Here is an 11,968-nt window from a genome sequence, read left to right on the forward strand (position 1 = left end):
ACCAGTCGTCGAGAACGTCAAACCACCCTCGTTTTGACGGGGCGCGTCCTACTGCAATGGTCATTACAACAAATCTCCAAAATCTTATTATTACGGGTTTCCTCTGCCGACTCTAGGATAGACATTTGACTGCCTGCCTAGAACAGAGAATTTATTGAGTTGTCAATTGTCGTTTACAATTATTTACCAACTCTAATCTAATTGTATATAAAGTTCTCAGATTTTTCTAGTGTCTTTTTCATTTCCTTAATCTAATTTTAATTTTTTCGGTTGGCGACCTCCTCAAACTCCCTCCACGCAAGCTAACGTTAAAATGAGTCCTGCACCTTAATTTCATTGAAGCGAAATGTTTAGTATCGACTTAACCGTAAAGAACACAGCTTTCCCCATATCCATAGAGCGTAAAACCTCTGAGGATGCTGAGGCAGTTTATCAGCTGATTCTAGGCGCTATGCAAACTGGCAGCCCTGATATTGTGGAACTCAAAAGCGAAGGAAAGACAGAAAAGAAAATCGCTGTCCGTGCTAGTGAGATTTCTGGAGTTCAGCTGACTCAGAAAGAAGGCGGGGCTGCTGCAGGTGGTAGACCACCTGGTTTCTTCGCTATAGCAGCTGAGTAATTGGCTCGTATACACACATGGCGGAACTGGGCATAGGAGTTAAGGATTTAAGTTTTAGCTGGTTATCCGGAGAGAATGTGATTAAGTCTTGCTCTCTGGAAGTACCCAAGGGTGAATTTTGGATGCTCTTGGGTACAAATGGGAGTGGCAAATCCACCTTACTCAGACTCCTCGCAGGGCTATTAACCCCTGAGTCTGGGGAAATTCAACTTTCACATCCTGTGGGCTTTGTCTTCCAAAATCCGGATCATCAACTCGTGATGCCAACAGTTGGTGCTGATGTGGCTTTTGGGCTGGTGGAAGAAAAACTCCCACCTGCTGCTGTGAGAACTCGCGTTGAGGAGGCGCTGGAAGCAGTGAATTTGCTATCACTGCAAAAACGTCCTATTTATGCTCTAAGTGGTGGGCAAAAACAACGAGTGGCGATCGCCGGCGCTTTAGCCCGTCGCTGTGAAGTCCTATTGTTAGACGAACCCACCGCTTTGCTTGATCCAGATAGCCAATTGGAACTCGTAGCTAGTGTCCGCCGCCTAGTCAAAAATCGTGGTATCACAGCCCTCTGGGTTACTCATCGCTTAGAGGAGTTAAATTACTGTGACGGCGCTTTGCTACTAGAAAGAGGTTCTTTATTAGATCAAGGTGAACCACAGCGCCTCAAACGACGGCTGATGGAATTGCACGACAAAACTCCTGAAACTTAAGGATACAAAGGTCTAGGGGAAATCTCGTTTGCATTGCATGCCCTATGGGCATATTTTGCATCGATTTTCCTCTATACCCCTATACACATTTTTATTTTTGTAACATAGTGTTACAACACATGCTTCAATTACTATGAATGTTATGAATGAATTTTGTTAACTCTAGAAAATTGTGATCCAAAATCATGCTTTCTTCCTTACCCCGAGCCGTCTTGCTTGTGGACGGCTACAACATCATAGGCGCTTGGTCTTGCTTAAAAAAAACCCGTGACACTGCTGGATTAGAGGCAGCGCGTTACGAATTAATCGAAGCTTTGATTAGCTACAGTGCGTTTCAAGGTTATGAGACTCAAATTGTATTCGACGCTCAATATCAAAACACCTGTAGCAGCAGACAAATTATCACAGAGCTTCTATCGGTTCATTATACAGAGTTTGGGCAGACAGCAGACACTTACATTGAAAAAGTCTGTGCATCTTTACGTTCCTCAATAGCCCAATCTCTTATTTCTCGCATGATTGTTGCGACATCAGATCGGGCACAGCAGTTGATGGTACAAGGGTACGGGGCTGAATGGATGTCAGCACAGCAACTGTGTTATCAAGTAGAAGCCACTGTTTGTCGGGTGCGGCAAAAATCTCAGGTACGAAAACATTCTAACACAAGGTTTTTAGCTAATTCTATCGACGCCAAGGCACGTCAGCGTTTAGCCCAAATGCGTATGGGATTATAAAAAATTCACGCATCTCATTATTATATGCCCTTCCTTGCCCGCTGCGCGTTCGCTTTGCCTTTGCGCTTTGTCCTTATCTCCAGAGGACACGCACAAAGCGAACGGAACTTACAAAGATAGCTTCGGCGTGGAGGAGATACGGCACCAGTGAAATGTGAACGTACGCTACAATTTAAGGCTTACTTTATAAATCATCTGTGAGTTTTGAGTTTTGAGAGCCAGCACCTGTGTTTTGAACTTTCTCCTACTGGTTGAGAGGAACTGTCAACCGCTAAGGCTTGCAAATACTACTGTTTCGCGTCTACCAAAAAAATCAAAAAAATTTTCCAAAAGTACTTGCCAAATCCTTATTTAAAGACTACTATTATTATTCAGAGCGTTCCTCAGTAGCTCAGTGGTAGAGCGATCGGCTGTTAACCGATTGGTCGCAGGTTCGAATCCCGCCTGGGGAGTTAAAAAAGATAAAGATAGATAAAAGCAGTTTTTGGATATCTGTTTCCTGATTTCACTGTATCAGGAATTGTATAAGGAATCAGTCAGTCCAGTGCTTAGCGCGTTCAACTGCCTTTTGCCAAGTTGTAAAATTTTCCAAAGCACGATTTCTTCCGACACCAGGTAAAAACACGCGCTCAATCTGTCGTTGCTGCACGAGTACCTGATTATCCCAAAATCCAGCAACAAGACCTGCCGCAAAGGCGATACCTTGGACTGTCATTTCGCGCATCTTAGGACGTTCAACTGGTATGCCTAAGATATCTGCTTGGAACTGCATGAGAAAGTTGTTCTCACAAGCACCACCATCCACACTCAGGCGTTCAATGGAAATAGTGTTGGATGCTCGAATTGCCTCTACAACTTCTTGAACCTGGTAAGCCAATGCCTCAAGTACAGCACGTACCAAATGCTCGCGTTGTACCATTGCAGTAATTCCAAAAAAGGCTCCCCTAGCACTCATGTCCCAATGAGGCGCACCCAGTCCACTAAATGCAGGCACAAAGTAAACTCCGCCATTATCTGTGACTTGATTTGCCAGCACCTCAGTTTCAGCAGCAGTTGTGATCAGATCAACGCGATCGCGCAGCCATTTGATGCAAGCTCCACTTGTGAATATACTACCTTCTAATGCATAGCTCACGTCCAAAGTTCCGCTTGCGTTTGCTTGAGTCCATGCTAGAGTACTCAAAAGTTGATCCTGGGAACGCACGATTTGAGAGCCAGTGTGAGCGACTAAAAAACTCCCAGTGCCGTAAGTACATTTCATCAATCCGGGAGAATGACAGCCATGTCCAAACAAAGCAGCTTGTTGATCTCCCAAAATGGCAGTGATGGGAATTTCAACGCCTAACAAGCTAGCATCAGTAACTCCAAAAGTTCCGAAGCTAGGCTGAATTTGGGGGAGGATATGACGAGGTATCTTAAGCAAAGTCAGCAATGTCTCATCCCACTCACCGCTTGCCAAATTCATCAGCATTGTACGGCTGGCGTTGCTGTGATCAGTGGCGTGAATTTTTCCACCCGTTAAGTTCCACAGCACCCAAGTATCAATCGTTCCAGCTAAGATGTTTTTGAGATCAACGTCTGAAAAATGCTCTAACAGCCATGACAGCTTTGTGGCTGAAAAATAGGCATCAACAATGAGTCCTGTGCGATCAGAAATAACCTTCGCATATCCTTGCTCTTGTAACTGATGGCACAAAGGAGCAGTACGACGATCTTGCCAGACGATCGCCCTATGGAGAGGTTTTCCTGTTGTTTTATCCCAAATTAAGCAAGTTTCCCGCTGCACCGTCAGCCCAACAGCGATAATTTCATCAGCAGCAATCTGGGCATTTTGAATCGCAGTTTGCATCACCCAGCAAGTCGCCTGCCAAATTTCTAATGGATCATGTTCCAACCATCCCGGCTGAGGATAAAACTGTGTCAGTTCCTGATATGCTTGACCAACAATCTTGCCATCTGCGTTAAACAAAAAGGCACGGTTGCCTGTTGTACCCAAATCCAATGCCAGGATGTAGCCCGATTTTTGCATATTATACATATAATCTTGAGAGAATATTCGTGATAATAACTTTAACTCACAGCAATAACAAAGCTCCAAGGCATGATGCACAAGGAGCTTTTGTATCAATATTGAATGGCGCGATAAGCCGGAGGCTTGACGCTGCGCCTATCGCCTATCTTGCCCTAACCGTTTTGACTTTTTACCTTGTTGGTGTTGTTGTCGGCGTAGGTGAACCTGTGGGTGTAGGCGCACCTGTATAAGGTGTTGTTGAACCAGGTGTAGGCGAGCTTGTAGATGTTCCTGTGGTAGGTTTACTGGTTGTTCCTGTACTGCCAGGTTTTTTCATTGTTCCTGTACTGCCAGGTTTTTTGGTGGCAGGTTTTTTCATTGTTCCTGTACTGCCAGGTTTTTTCATTGTTCCTGTACTGCCAGGAGTGGCTGTACCTGTCGGTGTTGGAGTAGCTGTACTTGTTGGGGTTGTACCTGTTTGTGCTTGGACTAATGATGGAAACGTAGCTACTGGTGCAGCAGCTGCTATACCGAAAACTAGGGAGGCTGCAATGGTTTTAAGAAGCTTACTCATCTTAACTAATCACTCCTCTTAACATTAAAGTAAGTACTTCTCCCTGATTTTATATCCGATGTGGTCATAAGGAACTAGTGCTCTGATATCTTTTCAAGGTAATTTAATTAACTGATGGTTATTGGGATATTCACCCGTTTTTTTCTTTTTCACGCTCAGCCAGTTGAGAATTAAAAGTACTTCAAACACTTGGATTCAACTGTTAAAAAAAAGGAACAAAACTGAAAGATACCAGTATAGAAAGAGTTTTTTTCACGTTATAAAAAAGTGAAAAGCTTCTAGAAACGCTATGTCAGACTAAACTACAACTCCATATAAACCATTTTTTATAAAATACCATAGTGAGATAAAAAATATTTTACTTTGAACAAGTGCTCAAAGTTTTATCCAATTTATAGAGATTTTTCGAGTCAAAAAAAAACCTATAGAGCAAACTTTTCACATACTTTTTGAGTTAAGTGACTTTCCATTCCTCGCGTAAAATGGCGAACTAAAGTTCATCTACTTACATCTTGCACCAGTTGCGTTATTGCAATTTTTGTAAGGTGGGCACTGCCTAGAGTTCGCTCTAAACCTTATTTTTACGTTGTGGGCAGTGCCCACCCTACGGTTATTGAGAATGGTGCAAGATCTCAGTCTACCCAAGAGTCTTTGAACCACAAACTCTTAACAAAATGTCCTTCACACCGCATACCGAGCCGCTGCATTAGCTTCACAGACGCGATGTTGGCAGGATCACAGTTTGCCCGTACGCGATCGCTTGTTGCGCTCACCAAACAGACGATTGAGCAAGCATTTTACAGCTTCAATTATCATGAATGATTTTTACCTTGGGAAATCTGCTCAATTATTTTACTTGTGGAACGATTTTCCAAAAAGGGCAAAAATTCTATGACTCCACCGTATTCTTCTACCACGGGTGTTTCTGGCAGAGTTTCTTTCGTGTAGTCGCCGCCTTTGACGTAGATATTGGGGCGCAGCTTGCGGATGAGGTAACTGGGGCTATCTTCCTCAAAAGGAATGAGATAATCAACACAAGCGAGTGCAGCTAGAACCTGCATCCTATCTTCTAACGGGTTTATAGGACGAGTTGATCCCTTGAGACGGCGGATGCTGTTGTCGGAATTAACCCCAATAATGAGGATGTCGCCTAAGGCCTTGGCGCGTTGGAGATAGGAGACATGTCCGGCGTGGAGTATATCAAAACAACCATTGGTGAAAATTATTTTACGTCCTGCAATGCGATGGGAGGCGACAAGGGCGATGAGTTGGTCTAAATCACAGATATGTTTGTAGGAGGTGGGGAGTGGAGAGGAAGAGAGGGAGGGAGTCATAATTTCTTTAGTCTAATGATTCGTTATTCTCAGATACTCTAGTGATATCTGGACTAATGTGGCAAGTCTGCGGTGACACTTGAAACGAAAAACCAAAAAAAATAGAGTGCGCACTTTGTGAACGCACTCTACTTGAGATAAAAAATGAACTATGTATGAAATATTACAGTAAACAAAGGCAAAAATGCCAATAGGTAACTATTCCAAGATTGTAATTGAACTTCTGGAACTGGTTCTGGCTGTGCTAACAGGGCTTCTATCCTCTGTTCTAAACGATCTACGTGACTAGAACTCAATGCAGCACAGCAAATTTCTGAGGATATAGGCGGACTGCTAACTACCAACAAAAGTGATTCTGCAAGTAGTAAGGGATCTACCTGGGAAGCCGCGTGTGCATCGGCGCGTAGTTCGCGCAAGGCTAACAACTCTTGCCACAAAGCTTCTGTGTTTGGTAACCACGCGGTGCAGGAACGCACCCAACCTAGCCAGAAAAACCAGAATGTATCGCGGTAATGGTAATGTCCTTGTTCGTGGGCTAAGACGGTTTCCAATTGTTCTGGTGAAAGAGTGTGCAGCAGTCCTTCGCTGAGGACGAGTTCGGGTTGCCAAAATCCAATTTGACCAGCAAACGGTACCCCCGTATCGAGAACTCTGACTTGTCTACCCGCAAAATCAACCAGGGAACAATTGCGAGCTGATTTCACAGATTGCCATCCTCCCCATGCTAGTTTGATGCATAAAATTGCACCAAAAGCAAGACTAATTGATGCTAGGACATAGCTAAACCAACCCGTCTGTAACCCGCTCATTTTACCTTGGGGTCCCATGCAAATGACGGCGATCGCCGTCATGAAAATGAGCAACGGTGGAAAGAAAAATAAAAATAGGGCATATTGCCATCGTTGATTCCAAGTTCCTTGGGGCTGTGTCCATTGGCATCTTATCCAATAAACAACGGCCATTGCAGCCACAATCATAATTAGATGCATTATTGTTCCTCCCTGGCTTGGCGTGCGGCTTGAATGCGTTGGGCGATCGCCTGTATTTGCTCAGAAGCAGTTTCATCCAAACTATCTGCAAAAGCAGCAATAACATCGGGGTTTCCCACCGCCAAAAATCGCTGTAACTGTTCGTGCGCTCTAATAACGTCTGCTTGCTGCTTTGTCACCAATGGCTGCCAATAGTATGCTCGTGCTTTTTTTATACAGGCTAGCCACCCCTTATCGGTGAGGCGACGCAGTACGGTAGTCACAGATGTATAAGCGAGTTCTCGGTTGGGGTCAGTTAGAATTCGGTCGTGTACATCTTTAACTGTAGCTGAACCGAGTTCCCAGATGATATTCAAAATCTCTGCTTCTAACGGACCAACAGACAGTTGTTTCGGGCGATAGTTGGGTAAAGGTGCCATATTGATTTAGGATTTGGGATTTTGGGGGATGGTTAATGGATTAGTTGTTCTCAAAAAGCACCACTAACCACATACTCGTCACCATATCAGCAGGAATAGCCTCTGTTTGATAGTCGAGGACAAATTGAACGCCAAACACAGTTTTTACAAAATTTGTTCTTTATTTCAGATTACCGTTGATTTGGCAACAGATTAAGGTATTGTGTTGATAATAGTAGTCGTAATCTTCTTTTTTGCTTGAATTCTTGCATAAACTATCACTACGGTGGTTGACGGTTGTTCAGTAGAAATATTATTTTCGGCAGTAGTATTCAATCAGGTGTACTTAGGGCGTGAAGCTATTCATTTACCACACTCCGGAATTAACTCCAACAGATGAAGTGCCAGAATGCGCGATCGCAGTCGATGTACTGCGAGCTACGACAACAATGGCGACTGTTTTGGCAGCTGGAGGTGAAGCTGTTCAAGTGTTCAGTGATTTGGATCAACTTTTAGCACTTAGCGAGAAATGGCCCGGTGAAAAACGCCTGCGAGCAGGAGAACGTGGCGGGTCAAAAGTTCCTGGCTTTGATTTGGGTAATTCTCCTCTCGATTGTACTCCAGAACTTGTGCAGGGACGGCGCTTGTTCATCAGTACCACCAATGGCACGCGTGCTTTACAAAAAATACAAAATGCAAAAATAGTACTGGCAGCAGCTTTTGTCAACCGTGCTGCGGTGGTGCAACATCTGTTGGAAAAGCAACCAGAAACAGTTTGGATAGTTGGTTCAGGTTGGGAAGGAAGTTTTTCTCTAGAAGATACGGCTTGTGCAGGTGCTATTGCTCATAGTGTTGTACAGCAGAGCAAATTGTCACAAGATGAACTGGCGGGTAACGATGAAGTTGTGAGTGCGATCGCTCTTTACTCTCAATGGCAAGACAACTTGTTGGGACTACTTCATCTTGCCAGTCACGGCAAACGTCTGTTGCGCCTGAACTGTGATCAAGACCTGAAATATTGTTCTCAGACTGATATTTTAGATGTCTTGCCAATACAGCAAGAACCAGGAGTTTTAATTGGTAAAAAGTAAAAGAAATAACTAAATAATTCTTTTTTTACTTTTGCTTTTGCCCCCTTCTAGACATTAGCCAGGGAAGGAGGCAAAAGCTTTTTTCTTTCTAATCCGATTTAACCCAATCGATAGGGTTGTTTTACTTTAGAAGAAGCAGCGTATGCCGAAAGTTTCCAACTAATCCGATTTAACCCAATCGGTAGGGTTACAAATTTTCTCAAGGATCACACCTTGGAGAGTTTCCAACTAATCCGATTTAACCCAATCGGTAGGGTAATGTGTTAGGCAGCGAACTGCTTGCTCACCTAGTGAATGTTTCCAACTAATCCGATTTAACCCAATCGGTAGGGGGGCTTGCTCACCTAGTGAATTGTCAAAATGCTTAAGCGTTTCCAACTAATCCGATTTAACCCAATCGGTAGGGTCGTCAGAAATGATGATGAACAAAGGAGGTTTTGGAGCGTTTCCAACTAATCCGATTTAACCCAATCGGTAGGGTTTATGTCTACATACTTGTTTGTTAAAGAAGCTCAACAAGTTTCCAACTAATCCGATTTAACCCAATCGGTAGGGTATCAAGCGCGCCAGTGGTCTGTTTGTAGATACTCTAAAAGTTTCCAACTAATCCGATTTAACCCAATCGGTAGGGCTTTCGGGGGTTGCTTTCTCTTCCCCTTATTCTTTGGTTTCCAACTAATCCGATTTAACCCAATCGGTAGGGTCAACGAAATTTCGCAAGCGGGCTTCAGCTACAGTTTCCAACTAATCCGATTTAACCCAATCGGTAGGGTTTTTCATTGCTTTAGTAGTTCCTCTTGCTTTACTTTTTGTTTCCAACTAATCCGATTTAACCCAATCGGTAGGGCAATTCCGGAAATCCCAAATTGCCAAGAATAAATAGTTTCCAACTAATCCGATTTAACCCAATCGGTAGGGTTTTTCCCCATTCGGGGACGGGACTCACTTGATAACTTTAATGTTTCCAACTAATCCGATTTAACCCAATCGGTAGGGATAATATCCTCCAACAACAAATTTATCATAAGGTTTCCAACTAATCCGATTTAACCCAATCGGTAGGGCTTTTTTGATGGGTTTTTTTAGAACATAAAACCCTGTGTTTCCAACTAATCCGATTTAACCCAATCGGTAGGGTCGAGCAGATGAGCAAGGGCTAAATTCCCTGCATAATAATAAACGTTTCCAACTAATCCGATTTAACCCAATCGGTAGGGGGGTAAATAACCCATATTTCTTCTTGCCAATCAGTTTCCAACTAATCCGATTTAACCCAATCGGTAGGGTGAAGGAGAAAAACTCCCTCTGCAGAACGACAAGCCCATCCTGGTTTCCAACTAATCCGATTTAACCCAATCGGTAGGGCAGCAGCCTCTGAAGCTTTCTCGTAGCTACCAACGTTTCCAACTAATCCGATTTAACCCAATCGGTAGGGCGTAGGCAACTACGACTACTTAAACAAGCAGCCTCCCTGCCCGTTTCCAACTAATCCGATTTAACCCAATCGGTAGGGATCAGTCTTTAAGCGGGAAGCTTAAAGGTGCGATAGACTGAGTTTCCAACTAATCCGATTTAACCCAATCGGTAGGGGTGGCGGAGATTAATCGCCGTGGCGGGGATTTTATAGGTTTCGTTTCCAACTAATCCGATTTAACCCAATCGGTAGGGTGAAAAAGGAGAGGTTATGAGTACCCCTAGAGAGTTTCCAACTAATCCGATTTAACCCAATCGGTAGGGTTTCGAGTAGTCTGAACAAGATCGGAGACTAACTTTCGTTTCCAACTAATCCGATTTAACCCAATCGGTAGGGGGATTGGTTCCTTGCAAATTCCTGAGGCAGCGGAAGTCTGGTTTCCAACTAATCCGATTTAACCCAATCGGTAGGGTAAATCTTAGTCCTGGATGCGATGCTTGCATACCTTAAGTTTCCAACTAATCCGATTTAACCCAATCGGTAGGGAAAAAACCAAGTTAAACCAGCGCACACTAAGAGTTTCCAACTAATCCGATTTAACCCAATCGGTAGGGATACTTATTAGACCAGAGGTTTTGAACGTGGAGAGCTCTAAGGTTTCCAACTAATCCGATTTAACCCAATCGGTAGGGCATCTTTGGAAACGAGTCTGCTCTAAAGATCCTAGTTTCCAACTAATCCGATTTAACCCAATCGGTAGGGGTACGCTCTTTCAGAGAAGAGTTGACTTGGCACAACAAAGTTTCCAACTAATCCGATTTAACCCAATCGGTAGGGATTTGGGACCTACTATCCAAAAGTATATCCCCCAATGTTTCCAACTAATCCGATTTAACCCAATCGGTAGGGGTTATTCTAGCTTTAGTTATAGAAAACTATAGCTTAAAAGAGTTTCCAACTAATCCGATTTAACCCAATCGGTAGGGACGTGGGCTGTGATTGTCGCGAGCAACTCTTTATAGCGTTTCCAACTAATCCGATTTAACCCAATCGGTAGGGTGCTAATGTAAACCAAAGGTCAACGAGGTAGCAATAAAGTTTCCAACTAATCCGATTTAACCCAATCGGTAGGGTTCAGATGACAAGTGCTATCTTAGTTAATACCTCGTTTCCAACTAATCCGATTTAACCCAATCGGTAGGGGATCAACGAGTGGTAGATCGTCTACACCTAGTACAGTTTCCAACTAATCCGATTTAACCCAATCGGTAGGGCGCATTGGTAGCCCTACAGTTCGCTCCCGCGTAAACGTTTCCAACTAATCCGATTTAACCCAATCGGTAGGGACTTCTTCACTCCAAGTGCTGAAGGACAAGGAATTGTTTCCAACTAATCCGATTTAACCCAATCGGTAGGGTGGACGCCCGTACTTCGCCGGTCTCACCAGAAATATCACAAAGTTTCCAACTAATCCGATTTAACCCAATCGGTAGGGTCTGCTTGCAGGATATGGAGCACAGGGGGGTTCTTCTGGTTTCCAACTAATCCGATTTAACCCAATCGGTAGGGTGTACACAAATTCGTGACCAAGATTAATAATAGGTTTCCAACTAATCCGATTTAACCCAATCGGTAGGGAAGAAAATATCAGCTAAACACTGGCTTAATACTGCGCGTTTCCAACTAATCCGATTTAACCCAATCGGTAGGGGTTTGTGGTGTAGCTGATCAGGGAGCCGTCAATCAACAGGTTTCCAACTAATCCGATTTAACCCAATCGGTAGGGTTGCCTCCTGGCATAGGGACATTGGTATTTTAACTCATCAGTTTCCAACTAATCCGATTTAACCCAATCGGTAGGGTACTTGTTGGCTCGGGATTAGGAGTTAGCAGCTTAAGTTTCCAACTAATCCGATTTAACCCAATCGGTAGGGCAAATTAGGCAAAAAAACGGCAGAACTAATATTCCAGTTTCGTTTCCAACTAATCCGATTTAACCCAATCGGTAGGGAAAATGGTTTTTCACAAATCAAGAAGAATTAAATAAAGTTTCCAACTAATCCGATTTAACCCAATCGGTAGGGTTCAGTGCGGAAAAGGTGT

The 11,968-nt window shown here is 43.6% G+C and carries 9 protein-coding genes, 1 tRNA gene and 1 CRISPR repeat array; of the genes, 5 read left to right on the forward strand and 5 right to left on the reverse strand.

Features of this window, described 5'->3' with window-relative positions; genetic code table 11:
- Positions 1-346 precede the first annotated feature (346 nt).
- The 4 genes from AC5JM2_RS06790 (at position 347) to AC5JM2_RS06805 (ending at position 2,506) form a co-directional block, all read left to right on the forward strand.
- The gene (locus AC5JM2_RS06790) at positions 347-619 is read left to right on the forward strand and encodes a UPF0367 protein family (protein WP_495834143.1); all 273 of its coding nucleotides are present in this window, start codon (positions 347-349) and stop codon (positions 617-619) included.
- A gap of 17 nt (positions 620-636) precedes the next feature.
- Entirely contained in the window at positions 637-1,320 is a 684-nt protein-coding gene (locus tag AC5JM2_RS06795; RefSeq protein ID WP_495834144.1) for an ABC transporter ATP-binding protein, read from the forward strand.
- 185 nt (positions 1,321-1,505) lie between these two features.
- On the forward strand, positions 1,506-2,054 hold the full coding sequence (locus AC5JM2_RS06800) for an NYN domain-containing protein (protein ID WP_495834145.1): 549 nt from the start codon (positions 1,506-1,508) through the stop codon (positions 2,052-2,054).
- A 380-nt stretch (positions 2,055-2,434) separates the two neighbouring features.
- Positions 2,435-2,506 (forward strand) — tRNA-Asn (locus AC5JM2_RS06805).
- Positions 2,507-2,586: 80 nt separating this feature from the next.
- On the opposite strand, the gene glpK is transcribed toward AC5JM2_RS06805, so the two are convergent.
- The 5 genes from glpK to AC5JM2_RS06830 form a co-directional block, all read right to left on the reverse strand.
- Entirely contained in the window at positions 2,587-4,083 is a 1,497-nt protein-coding gene (gene glpK / locus AC5JM2_RS06810) for a glycerol kinase GlpK (RefSeq protein ID WP_495834146.1), read from the reverse strand.
- A 172-nt stretch (positions 4,084-4,255) separates the two neighbouring features.
- Positions 4,256-4,639, reverse strand: coding sequence for a hypothetical protein (locus tag AC5JM2_RS06815; protein ID WP_495834147.1), 384 nt, complete (start codon positions 4,637-4,639; stop codon positions 4,256-4,258).
- Between the two features lie 812 nt (positions 4,640-5,451).
- Positions 5,452-5,973 carry a D-glycero-beta-D-manno-heptose 1-phosphate adenylyltransferase gene (rfaE2, locus tag AC5JM2_RS06820; protein WP_495834148.1) on the reverse strand — a complete coding sequence of 174 codons (522 nt, stop codon included), beginning with the start codon at positions 5,971-5,973 and terminating at the stop codon, positions 5,452-5,454.
- A gap of 149 nt (positions 5,974-6,122) precedes the next feature.
- On the reverse strand, positions 6,123-6,962 hold the full coding sequence (locus AC5JM2_RS06825) for a M56 family metallopeptidase (RefSeq protein ID WP_495834149.1): 840 nt from the start codon (positions 6,960-6,962) through the stop codon (positions 6,123-6,125).
- Positions 6,962-7,381, reverse strand: a complete 420-nt coding sequence (locus tag AC5JM2_RS06830) for a BlaI/MecI/CopY family transcriptional regulator (protein ID WP_495834150.1) — start codon at positions 7,379-7,381, stop codon at positions 6,962-6,964. Before AC5JM2_RS06830 ends, AC5JM2_RS06825 begins: the two co-directional genes overlap by 1 nt.
- 332 nt (positions 7,382-7,713) lie before the next feature.
- On the opposite strand from AC5JM2_RS06830, the gene AC5JM2_RS06835 reads away from it, so the two are divergent.
- Complete coding sequence (locus AC5JM2_RS06835) at positions 7,714-8,451, forward strand: 2-phosphosulfolactate phosphatase family protein (protein ID WP_495834151.1); 738 nt, start codon at positions 7,714-7,716, stop codon at positions 8,449-8,451.
- An 80-nt stretch (positions 8,452-8,531) separates the two neighbouring features.
- Positions 8,532-11,949: direct repeats of the CRISPR family, unit length 36 nt; unit sequence GTTTCCAACTAATCCGATTTAACCCAATCGGTAGGG.
- Positions 11,950-11,968 lie beyond the last annotated feature (19 nt).

The organism is Brasilonema angustatum, assembly GCF_059505445.1.